The sequence below is a fragment of the Aliarcobacter thereius LMG 24486 genome, assembly GCF_004214815.1.
Classification (GTDB): Bacteria; Campylobacterota; Campylobacteria; order Campylobacterales; family Arcobacteraceae; genus Aliarcobacter; species Aliarcobacter thereius.
Window position 1 is genome coordinate 1,589,803 of record NZ_CP035926.1, and the last position, 17,548, is coordinate 1,607,350.

At 27.3% G+C, this 17,548-nt stretch carries 19 protein-coding genes; 11 read left to right on the forward strand and 8 right to left on the reverse strand.

What is annotated here, in order from left to right:
* Positions 1 to 2: 2 nt before the first annotated feature.
* Complete coding sequence (locus ATH_RS08215; RefSeq protein ID WP_066181137.1) at positions 3 to 800, reverse strand: peptidylprolyl isomerase; 798 nt, start codon at positions 798 to 800, stop codon at positions 3 to 5.
* Between the two features lie 186 nt (positions 801 to 986).
* Here ATH_RS08215 and hsrA point away from each other — a divergent pair, with 186 nt between their 5' ends.
* Both hsrA and ATH_RS08225 read left to right on the forward strand, forming a co-directional pair.
* The gene (gene hsrA / locus ATH_RS08220; RefSeq protein WP_066171170.1) at positions 987 to 1,670 is read left to right on the forward strand and encodes a homeostatic response regulator transcription factor HsrA; all 684 of its coding nucleotides are present in this window, start codon (positions 987 to 989) and stop codon (positions 1,668 to 1,670) included.
* A 9-nt stretch (positions 1,671 to 1,679) separates the two neighbouring features.
* Positions 1,680 to 2,960 carry a sensor histidine kinase gene (locus ATH_RS08225; RefSeq protein WP_066181134.1) on the forward strand — a complete coding sequence of 427 codons (1,281 nt, stop codon included), beginning with the start codon at positions 1,680 to 1,682 and terminating at the stop codon, positions 2,958 to 2,960.
* Here ATH_RS08225 and ATH_RS08230 read toward each other — a convergent pair.
* From ATH_RS08230 to ATH_RS08255, 6 genes are all read right to left on the reverse strand, one after another.
* On the reverse strand, positions 2,957 to 3,397 hold the full coding sequence (locus ATH_RS08230) for a CoA-binding protein (protein WP_066181130.1): 441 nt from the start codon (positions 3,395 to 3,397) through the stop codon (positions 2,957 to 2,959). The genes ATH_RS08225 and ATH_RS08230 overlap by 4 nt on opposite strands.
* A gap of 10 nt (positions 3,398 to 3,407) precedes the next feature.
* On the reverse strand, positions 3,408 to 4,442 hold the full coding sequence (locus ATH_RS08235) for a DHH family phosphoesterase (RefSeq protein ID WP_066390115.1): 1,035 nt from the start codon (positions 4,440 to 4,442) through the stop codon (positions 3,408 to 3,410).
* The gene (locus tag ATH_RS08240; RefSeq protein WP_066181124.1) at positions 4,439 to 4,840 is read right to left on the reverse strand and encodes an RrF2 family transcriptional regulator; all 402 of its coding nucleotides are present in this window, start codon (positions 4,838 to 4,840) and stop codon (positions 4,439 to 4,441) included. The genes ATH_RS08235 and ATH_RS08240 overlap by 4 nt, the downstream gene beginning before the upstream one ends.
* Before the next feature lie 118 nt (positions 4,841 to 4,958).
* Positions 4,959 to 5,231: a 30S ribosomal protein S15 gene (gene rpsO / locus ATH_RS08245; RefSeq protein WP_066181121.1), complete on the reverse strand. Its 273-nt coding sequence runs from the start codon at positions 5,229 to 5,231 to the stop codon at positions 4,959 to 4,961.
* A gap of 98 nt (positions 5,232 to 5,329) precedes the next feature.
* Positions 5,330 to 6,301 carry a GTP 3',8-cyclase MoaA gene (moaA, locus tag ATH_RS08250; RefSeq protein WP_066390112.1) on the reverse strand — a complete coding sequence of 324 codons (972 nt, stop codon included), beginning with the start codon at positions 6,299 to 6,301 and terminating at the stop codon, positions 5,330 to 5,332.
* A 9-nt stretch (positions 6,302 to 6,310) separates the two neighbouring features.
* Entirely contained in the window at positions 6,311 to 7,240 is a 930-nt protein-coding gene (locus ATH_RS08255; RefSeq protein ID WP_066181115.1) for a glycosyl transferase, read from the reverse strand.
* A gap of 85 nt (positions 7,241 to 7,325) precedes the next feature.
* Between ATH_RS08255 and ATH_RS08260 the strand changes: the two genes are divergently transcribed.
* The 9 genes from ATH_RS08260 to ATH_RS08300 all read left to right on the forward strand — a co-directional run bounded on the left by ATH_RS08260 (position 7,326) and on the right by ATH_RS08300 (position 15,914).
* On the forward strand, positions 7,326 to 7,991 hold the full coding sequence (locus ATH_RS08260) for a Crp/Fnr family transcriptional regulator (RefSeq protein ID WP_066185797.1): 666 nt from the start codon (positions 7,326 to 7,328) through the stop codon (positions 7,989 to 7,991).
* The gene (locus ATH_RS08265; protein WP_066390111.1) at positions 7,988 to 8,962 is read left to right on the forward strand and encodes a type IV pili methyl-accepting chemotaxis transducer N-terminal domain-containing protein; all 975 of its coding nucleotides are present in this window, start codon (positions 7,988 to 7,990) and stop codon (positions 8,960 to 8,962) included. Before ATH_RS08260 ends, ATH_RS08265 begins: the two co-directional genes overlap by 4 nt.
* A 119-nt stretch (positions 8,963 to 9,081) precedes the next feature.
* A complete protein-coding gene (gene napA, locus ATH_RS08270; RefSeq protein WP_066185803.1) occupies positions 9,082 to 11,892 on the forward strand; it encodes a nitrate reductase catalytic subunit NapA in 2,811 nt (936 codons plus the stop codon).
* A gap of 10 nt (positions 11,893 to 11,902) precedes the next feature.
* Complete coding sequence (napG, locus tag ATH_RS08275; protein ID WP_066181105.1) at positions 11,903 to 12,709, forward strand: ferredoxin-type protein NapG; 807 nt, start codon at positions 11,903 to 11,905, stop codon at positions 12,707 to 12,709.
* Positions 12,702 to 13,508, forward strand: a complete 807-nt coding sequence (gene napH / locus ATH_RS08280; RefSeq protein WP_066181102.1) for a quinol dehydrogenase ferredoxin subunit NapH — start codon at positions 12,702 to 12,704, stop codon at positions 13,506 to 13,508. Before napG ends, napH begins: the two co-directional genes overlap by 8 nt.
* Positions 13,505 to 14,092, forward strand: coding sequence for a nitrate reductase cytochrome c-type subunit (locus tag ATH_RS08285; protein ID WP_066181100.1), 588 nt, complete (start codon positions 13,505 to 13,507; stop codon positions 14,090 to 14,092). The genes napH and ATH_RS08285 overlap by 4 nt, the downstream gene beginning before the upstream one ends.
* Positions 14,093 to 14,572 carry a ferredoxin-type protein NapF gene (locus tag ATH_RS08290; RefSeq protein ID WP_066181097.1) on the forward strand — a complete coding sequence of 160 codons (480 nt, stop codon included), beginning with the start codon at positions 14,093 to 14,095 and terminating at the stop codon, positions 14,570 to 14,572.
* A gap of 7 nt (positions 14,573 to 14,579) precedes the next feature.
* The gene (locus tag ATH_RS08295; protein WP_066185806.1) at positions 14,580 to 15,530 is read left to right on the forward strand and encodes a WD40 repeat domain-containing protein; all 951 of its coding nucleotides are present in this window, start codon (positions 14,580 to 14,582) and stop codon (positions 15,528 to 15,530) included.
* Positions 15,531 to 15,533: 3 nt separating this feature from the next.
* Complete coding sequence (locus tag ATH_RS08300; protein ID WP_066181092.1) at positions 15,534 to 15,914, forward strand: chaperone NapD; 381 nt, start codon at positions 15,534 to 15,536, stop codon at positions 15,912 to 15,914.
* Positions 15,915 to 16,236: 322 nt separating this feature from the next.
* Here the strand turns inward: ATH_RS08300 and serS are convergent, their stop codons facing one another.
* Entirely contained in the window at positions 16,237 to 17,478 is a 1,242-nt protein-coding gene (serS, locus tag ATH_RS08305) for a serine--tRNA ligase (protein ID WP_066185810.1), read from the reverse strand.
* Between the last annotated feature and the right edge of the window lie 70 nt (positions 17,479 to 17,548).

Sequence of the window (17,548 nt, forward strand, 5' to 3'; positions counted from 1 at the left end):
CCTTATTTAATTACTATTTTTGCTTTTTTTCTAAGTTCTGAAACTAATGTTTCAATATCTTTATTTATTTTTTCACTTTTCATAATATTTTCAATATTGTCTTTTACTTCATCATAGCCTAATGATCTAGCAGATGATTTATCTTTTAGTAAAATAATATGATATCCAAACTGTGTTTTTACAGGAGCTTTAGTATAAGCACCTTTTGATAAACCTTTAACAGCTTCTGAAAACTCAGGTACCATTTCATTTGAAGCAAACTTTCCTAAATAACCACCATTTTTAGCTGAACCATCTTTTGATTTTGAACCAGCTAATTCTGCAAATTTATTCTCTTTATTTATAGCCTTATCAAGCTCTTTAATAATCTTTTTTGCTTCACTTTCATCTTCAACTAATATATGACTTGCTTCAAAAGTTTCAGGGATATTAAATTTATCTCTATTTTTATCATAAAACTCTTTTTTCTCTTTATCATTAAATGCAATACTCTCAATTTTTTGTTTTTGCCAAACTTGAAGAGCTAAATCTTCTTTAATTCTATCAAGAGCTTCTTTATAACTTGAATCTTTTTCAACTCCACTTGATAAAGCATTTTTTGCTAATAACTTTCTATTTATTGCTCCATCAAGAATTTGTTTTTTCATATCTTCTGGAAGTTGGTCATAATTTACTCTTGGATCTTGAATTAAAATACTAATATCTTGTTTAGTAATTTTATTCCCATTAACAGTAGCATAATATTCTTCTGCAAATAAAATAGAGCCAAATAAAGCTGTTGCTAAGACAATTTTTTTCATATTTTTCCTTTTATAATTTTCAGATATTTTAACTTTTTCTTGTTAATTTAAAATTAAGGCAATATTCTACAATAAAATTCATTTTAATTAGATTTTTAGCTTTTAATTTAAAGAATGTTTAAAAAAACTTTTTTTTATGGTATACTGCGAACAAATTTTAAGATTAATTTAAACTTAAGGATAAAAATGAGAATTTTAATTATAGAAGATGAAATAACTTTAAATAGAACTTTACAGGAAGGATTGATTGATTTTGGATATCAAGTTGACACTGCAGAAAACTATAAAGATGCTGAATACTTCATTGATATTAGAAATTACGATTTAGTTCTTACAGATTGGATGCTTCCAGACGGTGATGGTATTGAACTTTGTAAAATTGTAAAAAATAGAAGTTCTAGAACTGCTGTTGTAATTATCTCTGCAAGAGATGATAAAGAGAGTGAAATTGAAGCTCTTAAATCTGGAGCAGATGATTTTATTAAAAAACCATTTGATTTTGATATTTTACTTGCAAGAATTGAAGCAAGATTAAGATTTGGTGGAACAAATATTATAGAGATTGACGATTTAGTTATAAATCCAGATGAAGAAAAGATTGAATATGCTGGTGAAGAGATTGAACTAAAAGGAAAACCTTTTGAAGTTTTAACTCATCTTGCTCGTCACAGAGATCAAATTGTTTCAAAAGAACAATTATTAGATGCTATTTGGGAAGAGCCTGAACTTGTAACTCCAAATGTTATTGAAGTTGCTATTAATCAAATTAGACAAAAAATGGATAAACCTCTAAATATTTCAACTATTGAAACTATTAGAAGAAGAGGATATAGATTCTGTTATCCAAACCAAGTTTCTGAGGAAAAATAATTTTATAATATGAAAAGTAGAAGTATTTATAAACAGTTTTATTTAAAACTGATTATTGCAACTTCTCTTTTCATTCTTACTTTGTCATTTCTTTTTTTTGAATATTCTAGAAGTTCTTTTTATAATAATATTTCTGAAAGTTTATTAGTTCAAGCAAAGAATATTGAAGAAAAATATAAGATTACAAATATTATAGAGGAGAATACAAACCCTTTTTATAGTATTAGACTTGTTAATAATATTTTATCTTTAAATGTTTACTCATATTCAAGAATACATAAAGATGAAAAAGATTTTGTAAAAATAGATTATCCTTTAAACCAAAATTTACTTTTAGAAATAAGAAAAGATATAACTTTAGAGAAAGATTTATTATATACGATTATTCTAAAAAACTATCTATCTTTAGCTATTCCTATATTTATTTTGATGCTTATTTACTCTTTATTTGTTTCAAAAAACCTATTAAAACCTATTGTTGAAATAAATAAAAAACTATCAAATATGGATGAAAATTCTCTTTCTCAAATTGATACAAAGAATCTTCCAACAGAGTTTTTAACTCTTGCAAACTCTATAAACTCGCTAACAAATAGAATAGGAACTTATCTAAGATTCAAAAAAGAACTATATATTGGAATTGCTCATGAACTTAAAACTCCACTTGCTGTTATGAAATTAAAAAATGAATTAATGCTTAGAAAACCAAGAGAAAAAGACGCTTATATTGATACTATTAATCTTACAATTAATGAAATAAATAGTATGAATATAATGATTAGCTCTATTTTAGATATTGGAAGAACAGAAGGTGCACAATTTGAACAAGCAAAAAATATAGAGTTGGTTTCATACATTAATAAAAAAGTTGAAGATTATAAAATGTTAGCCTCACAAAAAGATATAAATATGAGATTTGTTACAAATGTTTCAACTCTTAATATCTCTATTCAAGAGACACTTTTTATGCAAATTCTTCAAAATTTTGTACAAAATGCAATAAAATTTACTCCAAATGAGAAATCAATAGAAATTGGTTTGAAAAAAATTGATAACCACATAAATATATATGTTTTAGATGAAGGTTTAGGAGTTGATGAATCAGTTGATGTTTTCGCACCATTTAAGAAAATTGGAAAAGAAAATGGAGTTGGTTTAGGTTTATATTTAGCACAAATTGCAAGTGATGCATTAAATGCAAAGATATCTTTAAAAAATAGAGATGATGGAAAATCAGGTGCTATTGCAAAGCTTGAACTTCACAATAACAAAGAAGATGAAATTTTTTAAGAGTAAATAAGATTATGTTCTATCTTTGTACACTTATTTTGTACAACTTTTAATCCAGATTCTATGGCTTTTTGTGCTGCTTCATTATTTGCAAGTCCAAGTTGAAACCAAACACTCTTTATGTTTTTCTCATCTTTTATTTTTAAAACTTCTTCTACTACTTTTAAAATAGCATCTGGTTTCCTAAAAATATCAATCATATCAATAGAAAAAGGAATTTCAGACAAAGTTCTATAAACTTTTTCTCCTAATATTTCATCTTCTTTTGGATAAATTGGAACAATTTTAAAACCATTATTTTGTAAATATTGAGCAACTTTAAAAGATGCTTTTTCACTATTTGGAGAAAGACCTACAATAGCAATAGTTTTTGTCTCTTCAAATATAGCTTTTATCTCTTCTTTATTTGAATTTACTGTTGGAAATTCACACTCCATATTATCTCCTTTATTTTAAATTATCTAATTTATTTTGAATATATTTTTTTATATCTTGAATATAGATTGAATCTACAAAATCTTCAAATTTACATCCACTTGCATTTATATGTCCACCACCATTTGCTAACTTCATAGCTAATTGTGAAACATCAAGTTTTCCATCTGCTCTAAAAGATGCATTTCCTTTTTTATTTATATCAATAAAAAAATCATAATCACTATTTGCTCTTAAAAAACTATTTGCAGGAATAGAAATAGAGCCTAAACAATAAGTCATAAGCCCTTTTTGTCCATTATAAACTATTGTTAATTCATCTTTTATAGTATCCAAAGATTTTACTAAATATTTTGCACTTAAGTTATCTAAAGTATCATCTTTATTCTCTTTTAAAAAATCTTTCTTGATTTTGTGCATATCATTATCTAAAATTATATGTCTATCTTCAAAGTTCAAATAATCTTTCGCTTTATCCAAGATATAAAACTTATATTCTCTATCTAAAGATGCGAATAAAATACTATTTATCTCTCTTGCTTTAATTATAGATGACATTAAAACTTTTCCAAACTCAAAGTTTTCTACCTCATTTTCTAACCAAATATCAACTGCATTTATAGTATCTACTAATTCTTTATATTCATCAATTTTTGAATCAAAATTATCTTTTAAATAATCAAAAACTATTTTTGTAGCACATCTTTTATCATCTAAAAAATACCAATCATATTTTTCTGAACTTTTTTTACCACTTATGTGATGATCTAATAATTGCAAAGTAATATCGCATCCAAACTCTTTTAATTCATCTATATTTTTATCAAGTTCAGCACTTTCTTGTGGAGTTAAATTTAAATCACTTATTATAAATAATAGTTTTTCATCTTTATATTTTTCTATGTCAATTAATGCCTGTTTTAATGCTTGTTTTACCTCTAAACCATAATTTGCATTATAAAAAGTGCTTTTAGAAAAAACTTTATTTGTCAAAAATTGACAAGCATAACCATCTAAATCTGTGTGTGAAATATGAAATAATCTCATGATATTATATCTTTCAAAGTTAGTTGAGATAAAAAGTCATTTACTTTAAATTGAAGATTATTTAGAAAAGGCCAAATATTACAAAGCTTTGCTTTATTATTTGGACAAGAGCTTATAGAGTCTGAACATTCAAAAACCATAGGTGTTCTCTCTTCAGCTGCTACAACTATCTCTAATATTGTAAGTTCATCAATAGGCTTATTTAAAGTAAATCCACCATTTACTCCTCTATGAGATACTACTAAACCCTCTTTTGCTAAATTCTGCATAATCTTTGCTAAAAAAGACTTAGAGATTTCAAGCTCTTTTGATAATTGATCTACATTTATTGGCTCTTCATGTTTAGAAATAGAGATAAGTGATAATAGTGCATATTCGCTTTTTTTTGTTAATAACATATTTTATCCATTATAAATTTTTCTATATTGTACAAAAGATATTATTAAAAGTAGAGAAACAGCAAAAAAAAAGGAGAGAAACTGAGTTTCTCTCCTTTAAGTATAATTCTAAAAAAAATTATTTTGCTCTAATTCCTAAATCTTCAACAAGTTTAGTAAATGCAGTATAATCTTTTCCTCTTAAATAAGAAAGAAGTTTTTTTCTTTTTCCAACCATTTTTAATAGACCAAGTCTTGATGAGTGATCTTTTTTAAATACTTTTAAATGTTCTGTTAAAACTTTAATTTGTTCACTTAATAATGCGATTTGAACTTCAGCAGATCCTGTATCTCCATCTTTTCTTTTATATTTTGCGATAATACTTGCTTTTAAATCCTGATCTAAAGCCATATTGACCTCCTAATAGGTATATTTTAATCTTACTTTCAAATGAAAATAGATGCGAATTTTATATAAAGTTTGCTTTATATTTACTTTAAAATAATCAATTATCCACCTGTTTCATAAAAAGCTCTTTGAGAAACTTCATTATCTGATTTATTTGACCATCTATTTTTCTCTGGTTTATTTTGTAAAACTTTTTTTAAAATTTCTGCTGCTTTTTCAACATCATTTGCTCTTATAGCATCTTTTATACTCATAGCATCTTCAAAATATAAACATGGTATTAAAAATCCTTCTGCTGTAAGTCTAATTCTATTACATGATGAACAAAAATCATCTTTATGAGGTTCAATAATTCCAAATTCATATCCATCTTCAAGCTTATAATATTGTGCTGGAGAGCTTGTATCTCTAGGAACTTTCTCTATATTTTTATATTTTTTAGAGATTATTTCTAAAATTTCATTTGAGTTTAAACCTTTTGCTGTTGTTTTTGCGAAAGAGTTTTCCATAAATTCAATGTATCTAACAGGAAAAAAGTTTTTTTTACCAAATTCTAAAACATCAATAATATCAATATCATTTATTCCTTTTAATGGTACACAGTTTATTTTTATTTTTAAACCAACTTCTTTTGCTTTTTCTATACCTTTTAAAACTGTTCCTAAAACATCTTTTTGTGCGATTTTTTCTGCTCTATCTTTATTTAAAGTATCCAAAGAGATATTTATTCGTTTTAAACCAGCATCTTTTAATTTTTGTGCCATTTGTGGAAGTAAATAAGCATTTGTTGTAAGAGCTAAATCTATATCATTTTTATAATCACTTATTAGCTTTATAAAATAGTCTAAATTATCTCTTATAAGTGGTTCACCACCTGTAATTCTAACTTTTTTAATACCTTCATCAATTCCAACTTTTATAAATTTAAACATATCTTCATATGATAATAAATTCTCTTTTGGAACCCATGAGAAAGGTTTCTGAGGCATACAATATTGACATCTAAAATTACATCTTTCTGTAACTGATACTCTTAAATAATCGTGTTTTCTTCCAAATCCATCTATTAACATCTTATTCCTTTAATTCATTCTTTGCCAAGCTTCATCTAAAGTTTTTACTCTTGATGAGAATAGTAAATATAAAGCTACATTAAATTTTGCCAGATTTAAGATATCCTTATCTGGGTTTTTCAATATATTAATATTCTCTTCTAAACTTATACTTTCAAAAGTTTTATCTATATTTATTCCAAAATCTTTTAAGAAAAACTCTTTTTCTACTATTTTTCCTTGTTCTTTTTGCCAAAATTTAGAATCTTTAAAAACTTCTATATCTCCTTCATTTCCTCTTATAACTGTAACTTTTTTAAAATTATCTTCAAACATATCAATATATTTTTCAACATATGGTTTATGGAAAACTCCACAAACTCCATATTCACTTAAACTTGGATTTAGAAGTTTTTCAACTGTATTAAATGCTGTTCTTAATCCAAGTTCTTGTCTTAAAGATGTAAGTTCACTTAACTCTTTTAAATATTCTACTCTATCTATATATTTTAGATATTGATTTTCATCAAAGCTTTTAAATATATCTTTCGTTCCAAAACCATTTTTTGTTGGCTGTAACAAATCTCCACTAATTACAAAATTTAATCTTTTTATATCACTGTTTTTTTCATAAAAATTTTTTAAAATATCTTCATATAAAGGGAATAAATATGGTGTTCTTTCCCTTCCATCACTGTTATATCCAAGCAAGATAGAATCATCTATTTTATTAACTTTCATTAAAGAATTTAGAGCTTTTATACAAGCTTTAAACTCTTCAGTAGTTTCAAGTTTGACTCTCCAAGCAATCAAAAAAGCCCCAATTTGAGCATCTGTTGCATCTTTTTTTAATATTTGAAGAGTTGCTTCATAAATTTCTTCAAAATCTAAATCTCTGTTACCTTTTATTCCAGTTCCGACAGCTTTTATAAAGGTTTTAAAAATCTTATTATTTTTCATTAATTTTCCTTTATTTACTATTATTAATTACTTTTTTTACAAGCTTAATATATACTAGCTTAAATAAATCATTTTAGGGAAATTTATGACTTTAAAGAATTGTATTGAAAATCTAGATTTTTTTAAGAGTTTAAATAATGATCAAATTGAGTTACTTTCTAGTTTCTCTTTTATGAAGAATTATCAAAAAGATTCAATTCTTTTTTATCAATCAGATAAAGAAAAACATCTACTTTTTTTAGTTAAAGGCTTAATAAAAATATATAAATATGACAAATTTGACAATGAAATTTTTTTATATCATATTAATCCAAACTCTTTAATTAGCGAATTAAGTTCAATTGAAAATAGTGAAATAATCTCTTACTCAAATAGTGCTTTTATAGAAAATTCTACTATTTTAGCAGTAGATTTTCAGAAATTCAAAGAACATTTTTTGGATACTGATATTTTAATAAAAGAGCTTATGAACTCACTTTTAAGAAAAAATCATAAACTTCAATCTCTATTGGATAGAGAATTGGTTTTTGATGCAACAGCAAAAGTTGCGTATATGCTTTTTTCTGATTTAAAACTATTTAATAGTATAAAAAGGCAAGAAGTTAGTTTTATGCTTCACATTCAACCTGAAACTCTATCAAGGGTTTTAAAAAAACTTACAAGAGATAATATAATTGAAATAGAGAGTCAAGAAGTTATAATAAAAGACTCTTTCTTACTTGAGGCTATTTTTAAAGGAGTTTCTATATGAAAAAAAGAACTATTAGCACAAAAATAAAAATAATTGGAGTATTTTTTACACTATTGATGGCAAGTGTAGTTGCAACAACTATCTATTTAAATAATAAAAGCCAAAAAGATGCAACACTGATAAATATAGCTGGAAAGCAAAGAATGCTTACACAAAATATATCTAAAAATATATTCTATCTTTACTCAAATAGAAATGCACCTTTAGATGAGTTGCTAAATAGTAAAGAAGAGTTTATCTATAATCTTAATAATCTAAAAAATAGAAAAGACTTATCAAATACAAAAATAGATTCTCAAGTTTTAAAAGTAGAATATCTCTGGAAAAACTTTAATAAAAATATAGAACTTTTTATAAATAATATTCACACTTTAAATAATGATGAATTAAAAATAATAGTAGATAATATTTATGAATCAAATCCTACCCTTTTAAATAAAGTAGATGAATTAGTAAGCCTATATACAATAAATAGTGAACAAAAAGTTAGTCTTTTACAAAATACACAGTATCTTTTTGCAATATTAATCTTATTTTTAATACTTTATAGTTTTTTAGAGTTAAAAACTATGGAAAAAAATGCTATTAACTTCTTAGAAGAATCAAAAAGAGTAATGGAACAAAATTTAGCTGAACCACTTAAACCACTAGAAATTGATGCGGAGAAAGAGTTAATTGAAGCTTCTAATATGTTTAATAGCTTTATTAATAAAATAAATCTTGCAATAAAAGATTCAAACAATGCACTAATACAATCTCAAAATGCTTCATATAAATTAGAAGAACTAACAAACGAATTTGATGAAATTCTTAATGCTTTAAGAGATAAAAATGAATTATCAAATCATTTAAATAGAAGTGAAGATATAGCTATTGAAACCCATGAACAGCTAATTTTTTCAACAAAAAGAGTAGAAGAGCTTAAAAAAGAGCTTGAAAAAATAGCTTCAACTCTTGAAGAAAATAAATAGTTTAAGTTTATAAGCTTAAACTATTCTTTATATATAAAAATCTTGACCATTGTCAAACTTTCTTTTTAGCCTATGAGATATGATGCTCTTGTTTAAAATTTATTTCATAAGGAGTACGAATGTCACTTTCACGAAGAGATTTTCTAAAAAGTTCAGCAGCAGCAAGTGCAGCAGCAGCTATTGGTATGTCTATACCAAAAGATCTTGAAGCACAAGCAAATGTAGCTGAAGGTAATTGGCGTTGGGATAAAGCAGCCTGTAGATTCTGTGGAACAGGTTGTGGAATTATGCTTGCAACAAAAGAGGGAAAAATTGTTGCTGTAAAAGGTGACCCAGCAGCACCTGTAAATAGAGGATTAAATTGTATTAAAGGTTATTTTAATGCAAAAATCATGTATGGAGCTGATAGATTAAAAACTCCTCTTTTAAGAATGAATAAAAAAGGGGAATTTGACAAAAACGGAGACTTTGCACCTATTTCTTGGGAAAGAGCTTTTGATGAAATGGAAAAACATATCAAAGCAGCCTTAAAAGAGAAAGGTCCTGAAGGAATTGGAGTATTTGCAAGTGGTCAATACACAATTATGGAAGGTTATGCTGCTGTTAAAATGATGAAAGCTGGATTTAGATCAAATGCTATTGATCCAAATGCAAGACACTGTATGGCTAGTGCGGTTGTTGGTTTTTATCAAACTTTTGGTATTGATGAACCAAGTGGTTGTTATGATGATATTGAACTTACAGATACAATTGTTTGTTGGGGTTCAAATATGGCAGAGATGCATCCAATACTATGGTCAAGAGTAACTGATAGAAAACTTAGTAATCCAGACAATGTAAAAGTTATTAATATATCAACTTATAGACATAGAACATCTGATATTGCTGATATGGAAATAATATTTACTCCAAATACAGATTTAGCTTTATGGAACTATATTGCACATGAAATAGTATATAACAATCCAGAAGCTATTGATTGGGATTTTGTAAAAGAGCATATTGTTTTTGCAGCAAGTCCAGTTAATATTGGTTATGGAATGAGAAGAGATGATGAAAAATCAATCAAAGATGGAAAATATTCTGATAAAGAGATGGAAATTGTAAAAAAAGAGATGCAAACAATAGTTTCTGAAACTGAAGCTCCTGCACTTGCACCTTATGGCTACAAAGCTGGTGACACAATGACTCACAAAAATGCAGGTCTTGCTCACTGGGAAATATCTTTTGAAGAGTATAAAAAATTCCTTGAGCCATATAATTTAGATTATGTAGCAAAAATTGCTAAAGGTGACCCTGATGAGGATATTGAAGTATTTAAGAAAAAACTTAAACAACTTGCAGATTGGTATATAGAAAAAAGTAGAAAAGTTGTAAGTTTCTGGACAATGGGTATGAATCAACATACAAGAGGAACTTGGGTAAATACTTTAGCTTATAATGTTCACTTTTTATTAAATAAACAAGCAAAACCAGGAAGTGGAGCATTTTCACTTACAGGACAACCAAGTGCTTGTGGAACTGCAAGAGAAGTTGGAACATTTACACATAGACTTCCAGCTGATATGATGAATGAGAATCCAAAACATAGAGAAATTACAGAAAAAGCATGGAATGTGCCTCTTGGAACTATTAATCCAAAAGGAACTCAAGCTTTTATGAAAATTATGAGAGATTTAGAAGATGGAAATATGAAATTTGCTTGGGTAAATGTTAATAATCCTTGGCAAAATACAGCAAATGCAAATCACTGGCTAAAAGCAGCTAGACAAATGGATAATTTCATTGTTACAAGCGACCCTTATCCTGGAATTTCTGCGAAAGTATCAGATCTTGTTTTACCATCTGCTATGATTTATGAAAAATGGGGTGGATATGGAAATGCTGAAAGAAGAACTCAATTATGGAGACAACAAGTTCTTCCAATAGGTGATTCAATGAGTGATACTTGGCAATGGGTTGAATTATCAAAAAGATTTACAGTAAAAGAATTATGGGGAGAACAAAGCTTACTAAGTACAGATAATAAAGTAAAACTTCCAAGCATTATTGAAGAAGCAAAAGCTATGGGATATAATGAAGATACAACAATGTATGAAATTTTATTTGCAAATAAAAGAGCAAAATCTTATAAAATAGATCAAAAAGACCCAATTCAAGCTGGATTTGATAACACTGAAGCGTTTGGAGATAGTAGAAATGTTTTAGGAAGTGATGGAAAACCTTGGAAAGGATATGGATTCTTCATTCAGAAATATCTTTTTGAAGAGTATGCAGATTTTGGAAGAGGACATGCTCACGATTTAGCAGATTTTGATACTTATCATAGAGTAAGAGGACTTAAATGGCCAGTTGTTGATGGAAAAGAAACTTCTTGGAGATTTAATACAAAATATGACCCTTATGCAAAAAAAGCAAATCCAAATAGTGATTTTGCATTCTACGGAACATTAGCAAAAGAGTTAGCACAAGGAGATCTTTTAGGAGTTAAAGATAAAACTAAAAAATCTTTGAAAAATAAAGCAAAAATATTTGCAAGACCATATATGGATCCACCTGAAATGCCAGATAATGAATACCCAGTTTGGCTTAGTACTGGAAGAGTTTTAGAACACTGGCATAGTGGAACAATGACAATGAGAGTTCCTGAACTTTATAGAGCCGTTCCAGAAGCACTTTGCTATATGCACCCTGAAGATGCAAATAAATATGGTGTTAAACAAGGTGAATTAGCTTGGGTAGAAAGTAGAAGAGGAAAAGTAAAAGCAAGAGTTGAAACAAGAGGAAGAAATAGACCTAGTCGAGGTCTTGTATATGTTCCTTGGTTTGATGAAAAAGTATTTATAAACAAAGTTTGTTTAGATGCAACTTGTCCTCAATCAGGTCAAACAGATTTCAAAAAATGTGCTGTAAAAGTTTATAAGGCTTAAGGTAAAAAAGATGAATATAGTAAAAAACTATCAAGAGAATAGAAGAAAGTTTCTTTTAAAAAGTGCTAGAACTATTGGTCTAGTTGTTCTTGGTGGTTTAACATGGAGTGCATATTTAAGTGAAGTAAAAGCTACTTCACTTATTTTAAGACCACCAGCTGCTTTAAAAGAAGATGACTTTTTAGCAACTTGTATAAAATGTGGACTTTGTGTTGAGGCGTGTCCTTTTGATACATTAAAACTAGCAAAACCAGGAGATAATTTACCTTTAGGAACTCCCTATTTTATTCCTAGAGATATTCCTTGCTATATGTGTGTTGATATTCCTTGTGTTCCTATTTGCCCAACAAATGCTCTTGATGAGAAACTTGTAAAAAATAAAGATAATGAGTTTGAAATAAGACAAATGGAAATGGGTGTTGCAGTTGTAGATGAAAAATCTTGTGTAGCATTTTGGGGAATACAATGTGATGCTTGTTATAGAGCTTGTCCACTTTTAGGAGAAGCTATAAATATAGTGTATGAAAAAAATGAAAGAACAGGAAAACATGCATTTTTGAAACCTGTTGTAGATAGTGATATTTGTACAGGATGTGGTCTTTGTGAAAAAGCTTGTATTACTGAAAAACCAGCTATTTTTGTACTACCAAAAGATGTAGCTTTAGGAAAAGTTGGTAACCACTATATTAAAGGTTGGGATAAAGCAGATGAACAAAGATTAAAAGATGCAAATGCAACAAAAGGAGTAACTAATATAAATAAAAAGAGTGCAATTGATTCTTTAAACAGTGGTATGGAGGATTTATTAAATGATTAAAAAATATAGATTTTTAATAGCTAGAAGAGTTAGTCAAATCTCTATAATGTGCTTATATATCTTGGCAAATATATATGGAATAAATATATTAATGGGAAATTTAAGTAGTTCTTTACTACTTGAAACTATTAATTTAAGTGATCCTTTTGCTGTTTTACAAATGCTTTTTGCAGGAGCGATTATCTCTTTTGATATAGCTTTAGGAGCATTTATAATTGCAATATTTTATTTTATTATTGGTGGTCGTGCTTTTTGTTCTTGGGTTTGTCCTGTAAATATTATTACAGATTTTGCAAACTATTTAAGAAGAGTTTTGAAATTTGATGAAGTCCAAAAAAGACAACCAGCAACTAGGAATCTTAGATATTGGCTTATTTTAATAAGTTTCATTATCTCTTATTTTATGGGTGTTGCTGCTTTTGAATTAATCTCTCCTGTTTCAATGATTCACAGAGGATTAATATTTGGATTAGGTTTTGGTTTTGCAACAATATTAGTAATATTTTTGTTTGACTTATTTGTTTTAAAAAATGGTTGGTGTGGGCATCTTTGTCCTCTTGGTGGATTTTACTCACTAATTGGAAGATTTAGCCTTATAAGAGTGCATCACAATCACAAGAATTGTACAAACTGTATGAAGTGTAAAGTAGTTTGTCCTGAAATGCAAGTACTTCATATGATAAATAAAAGTTCTGAAGCTGTTTTAGATGAGTGTACAAATTGTGGAAGATGTATTGAAGTGTGCGATGATGAAGCACTTAATTTTTCAATAAGAAACTATATAAAGGATAAAAAATGAAACTTTTTAAAATTGCCTTAATCTCACTTATTGCTATATTTTTCATAGCATGTTCAGAAGAGAAAAAAGAGGATAATTTTGGATTAAGAACAGGGGATTTGCTAGATGAAAGTTCCATAGTTGCTGATCCTACAAATTATAGTACTGATGTAGCAGGAACTAGTACAAAAATAAAAAGAGCTTTTGAAAATGCTCCTCCTATGATTCCACATGACACAGAAGGAATGCTTCCAATTACTATTGATAATAATCAATGTACAATGTGTCATGATCCTATGATTGCTGAGTCAATGGGAGCAACTCCACTTCCAAAATCTCACTTCACAGATTTTAGAGAAGGTGTTAAAATAGATAATAAAGGAAACTTAATAAGAGATGGAAAAAATGTTGATAGTAGTGAATTAAAAACTATTGTAAAACCTTTAGATCATTTATCAAATGCTAGATTTAACTGTTCTGCTTGTCATGCACCACAATCAGAAAATCAAAATGTTCCTAAAAATAACTTTACAACAGAGTTTAGAAGCATTGATTTAAATGATAAATCAAATTTAATTGATGTTCTTGGTGAAGGTGTAAAATAGATGGAAAGAAGAGAGCTTTTTAGCTCTCTTTCTAATAGTTTTAGAAAAGAGAGTAAAAAAATAAAAAAAATTAGACCTCCATATTTTATAGATGAAAATGTTTTTTTCACAAACTGTATAAATTGTTCTACAAAAGATTGTATTACAGCTTGTGAAGAAAATATAATTTTCTTAGATGATGATGAAACAGTATTTATAGATTTCTCAAAAAGTGGTTGTACTTATTGTGATTTATGTGCAAATGCTTGTACAAATAATGTTTTAAGTATGGAATATAAGAACAAAATAAATGCTAAGTTTGAAATAGATATCCTTTCTTGCTTATCTTGGCAAAACACTATGTGTTTTTCTTGTAAAGATCCTTGTTTGGACAATGCAATCGATTTTTTAGGAGTTTTTAGACCTTCAATTAATAACAGTTGCACTTCATGTGGATTTTGTTTAAAAGTTTGTCCAAGCAATGCAATAAAAATAAAGTAGGTGTAATATGAAATTTTTTATATTTTTATCGTTTTTAATTTTATCTCTACAAGCAAAAGAGATAAATCCATCATTCTCTTTTTTTGCAAGTGGTGGTATAAACGATATAAAGAAATACAAAAACAATCTCTATTTAGCTACAAGTAGTAGCAGTATTGATATCTTTGATTTAAATAAAAATGAGATAATAAATACTATTAAAATACCAAAAATAAAAGATTTTACAAATAAAGTTATTGATTCTAAAGTTTTTAGTGTTGATGCAATAAATGATAAAAGATTGATTTTATCTCAAGGAGAAAGTGGAGGAAGAGATATTTTCATAGAGGAAAATGGGATTTTAGAAAATATCATCAATTCAGAAGAGAGACTTTTTATTGCTTATGCAAAGTTTTTAGATGAAAATAAAATTATATATTCTTTACTATCAAATCAAATATTTATCTATGATTTAAAAGAGAAAAAAATATTAAAAGAGCTTCATATCTCTTATTCTTCTTTTTCTCACTTTGTTTTAAGTGATGATTTAAGATATGTTTTTGTAGCAGATGAAAGTGGAACTATTAGCAAAATAGCTACAAATACTTTAGAAATTATTAAAGAATTTAATAAAGAAAATGTTGATAGAGTTTTTAAAGTTGATTATAAAAACAGTACTATCTTAGCATCTGGTCAAGATAGAAGAGCAGCTATATATTTTGAAGACTCTTCAAATTCATATCATAAGAGTATTGATTTTTTAGTTTACTCTGGTGCTTTAAATAATGATGCTTCAAAAGCTGCAATCTCTTATAATGAAAATAATGATATTTTAGTATTTGATGTTTTATCTCAAAACGAGGAGCATATTTTAAAAGGAAACAACTCTTTAATTACTTCAATTCTATTTTTGAATAACTATGAAATAGTAGTTGCAAGTGATGATAAAAAAGTAAATATATTTAATTTAAAGGAGTAATTTATGAATATTTCAAGTATTGTGGTACAAACCTTAGCAAAAAATCTAGATAGTGTTATTAATGATTTAAAAGAGTCTGGTGTTTGTGATTATCATATGCATGATGAAAAAGGTCGAATAATTGTTACTATTGAAGGAAAGAATGTAGAAGAAGAGCTTAAAAAACTAAAAGTAATAGAAGCAATTCCTTTCGTAAGTAGTGCTGATATGCAGATGTCTTATAGTGAAGAAGAGCTATCAAGTCATCTTGAAGTTTTAGAAAATTCTGATGCTGTTCCTAAAGTTTTAAATGATAAAGATATAAAAGCTGAAGATATTGTTTATAGAGGAGATCTTAAAAAGAAAGATTTAATAGACTTTTCAAATGAATTTGATAAAGCTTAATTTAATTAAAAAGAATTTTAGAATTCTTTTTAAACATAGCATTTAAATAGCAAACTTTAAGTTTATTAGTTGTATCATTCACCTGATCAAGAGATTTTACCATACTTATCTCTCCTTAGTTAAAATGTAGCAATTTTAGGTAAAGTCTCTTAAAAAGGTCGTTCTATTAATTTTAGGTTATGAAGAAATATTAAAAATTATTAAACCTAAATATCAAAAAAAAGGGGCCTTCTCATCCCCTTTTTTTCTCCCAAAAGAAATTAAAGTAGATTTTAAATTTTAAGAGGATTTTTCGACCTCTTAAAACTATACATTTTTTATCTTATTTTAAATATGGTTTTAAAACTTCTGGTATTATTATTGTTCCATCTTCTTGTTGATAGTTTTCCATAATAGCAACCAGTGTTCTTCCAACAGCCAAACTTGAACCATTTAAAGTATGTACAAATATATTTTTTTTATCTTCTTTGTATCTTATTTTTGCTCTTCTTGCTTGAAAATCTCTTGTATTTGATATTGAAGATATTTCTCTAAATTTATTTTGTCCTGGTAACCACACTTCTAAATCAATAGTTGTTGCTGCACTAAATCCTAAATCTCCTGTACATAGTTGTACTTTTTGATGACAAAGTCCAAGTGAACTTAATAAATCACTAGCTGTTTGTACCATCTTATTGAATATCTCTTCAGAGTTTTCTTGTGAACTTATTGCAACCATTTCAACCTTATCAAATTGATGTTGTCTTATAAAACCTCTTGTATCTCTTCCTGCACTTCCTGCTTCTTTTCTAAAACAAGGAGTATAAGATGTAAGAAGTAAAGGTAATTCCTTTTTATCCAATATTTCATCATTATAAAGATTTGTAAGACTAACTTCTGATGTTGGAATTAAATATAAATCTTCCCCTTCTATTTTAAATAAATCATCTTCAAATTTTGGAAGTTGCCCTGTTCCTAAAAGAGTATTTGAGTTTGCCATAAAAGGAACATACCACTCATTGAATCCTCTTTGTCTATTAAAATCAAGCATATAGTTTATCAATGCTCTTTCAAGTCTTGCACCCTCACCTTTAAGAGCTGTAAATCGTGATTTTGCTAATTTAACACCTCTTTCAAAATCTAACCAATCACAAGATATATCCCAATGCTCTTTAGCAGGAAAAGAGAATTTTGGTTTTTCTCCAATAACTTCTAAAACAATATTTTCATTTTCATCTGCTCCAACTGGAACACTATCATCAGGAGTATTTGGCACACCTAAAATAATAGAGTTTAATTCATTTTCTAAATCTCTAACTTCATCTTCCATCTCTTGTTTTTGAGTTTTTAAAGCATTAATCTTTGATTGAAGTTCCCCAATATCGAGATTCTCTTTTTTGTATCTTCCAAACTCTTTTGATAGAAGATTTTGAGAAGCTGTTATATCTTCCATCTCTTGTCTTTTTTGCTTTGTTTTTAGGGCTAAATCTTTTAAACTATTTAAAAGTTCATTACTTACACCTTTTTTTTGTAAAGCTTGGCTAATCTTTTCAAAATCATTTTGTAGTAGTTTTATATCTATCATAATTGTCTCTTTATCTAATTTTTTGCCGATTATATCAAAAAAGTTTAGCAATAAAACTGAAATAGTTAAG

Bases quoted from the DNA above. Each gene is read 5' to 3' on its own strand.
- ATH_RS08260 (WP_066185797.1), top strand. From the start codon at position 7,326: ATGACTTTAAAGAATTGTATTGAAAATCTAGATTTTTTTAAGAGTTTA.
- moaA (WP_066390112.1), bottom strand. From the start codon at position 6,301: ATGTTAATAGATGGATTTGGAAGAAAACACGATTATTTAAGAGTATCA.
- napG (WP_066181105.1), top strand. From the start codon at position 11,903: ATGAATATAGTAAAAAACTATCAAGAGAATAGAAGAAAGTTTCTTTTA.
- hsrA (WP_066171170.1), top strand. From the start codon at position 987: ATGAGAATTTTAATTATAGAAGATGAAATAACTTTAAATAGAACTTTA.
- ATH_RS08230 (WP_066181130.1), bottom strand. From the start codon at position 3,397: ATGGAGTGTGAATTTCCAACAGTAAATTCAAATAAAGAAGAGATAAAA.
- ATH_RS08215 (WP_066181137.1), bottom strand. From the start codon at position 800: ATGAAAAAAATTGTCTTAGCAACAGCTTTATTTGGCTCTATTTTATTT.
- napA (WP_066185803.1), top strand. From the start codon at position 9,082: ATGTCACTTTCACGAAGAGATTTTCTAAAAAGTTCAGCAGCAGCAAGT.
- rpsO (WP_066181121.1), bottom strand. From the start codon at position 5,231: ATGGCTTTAGATCAGGATTTAAAAGCAAGTATTATCGCAAAATATAAA.
- ATH_RS08235 (WP_066390115.1), bottom strand. From the start codon at position 4,442: ATGAGATTATTTCATATTTCACACACAGATTTAGATGGTTATGCTTGT.
- ATH_RS08295 (WP_066185806.1), top strand. From the start codon at position 14,580: ATGAAATTTTTTATATTTTTATCGTTTTTAATTTTATCTCTACAAGCA.
- ATH_RS08225 (WP_066181134.1), top strand. From the start codon at position 1,680: ATGAAAAGTAGAAGTATTTATAAACAGTTTTATTTAAAACTGATTATT.
- ATH_RS08290 (WP_066181097.1), top strand. From the start codon at position 14,093: ATGGAAAGAAGAGAGCTTTTTAGCTCTCTTTCTAATAGTTTTAGAAAA.
- ATH_RS08265 (WP_066390111.1), top strand. From the start codon at position 7,988: ATGAAAAAAAGAACTATTAGCACAAAAATAAAAATAATTGGAGTATTT.
- serS (WP_066185810.1), bottom strand. From the start codon at position 17,478: ATGATAGATATAAAACTACTACAAAATGATTTTGAAAAGATTAGCCAA.
- napH (WP_066181102.1), top strand. From the start codon at position 12,702: ATGATTAAAAAATATAGATTTTTAATAGCTAGAAGAGTTAGTCAAATC.
- ATH_RS08300 (WP_066181092.1), top strand. From the start codon at position 15,534: ATGAATATTTCAAGTATTGTGGTACAAACCTTAGCAAAAAATCTAGAT.
- ATH_RS08285 (WP_066181100.1), top strand. From the start codon at position 13,505: ATGAAACTTTTTAAAATTGCCTTAATCTCACTTATTGCTATATTTTTC.
- ATH_RS08240 (WP_066181124.1), bottom strand. From the start codon at position 4,840: ATGTTATTAACAAAAAAAAGCGAATATGCACTATTATCACTTATCTCT.
- ATH_RS08255 (WP_066181115.1), bottom strand. From the start codon at position 7,240: ATGAAAAATAATAAGATTTTTAAAACCTTTATAAAAGCTGTCGGAACT.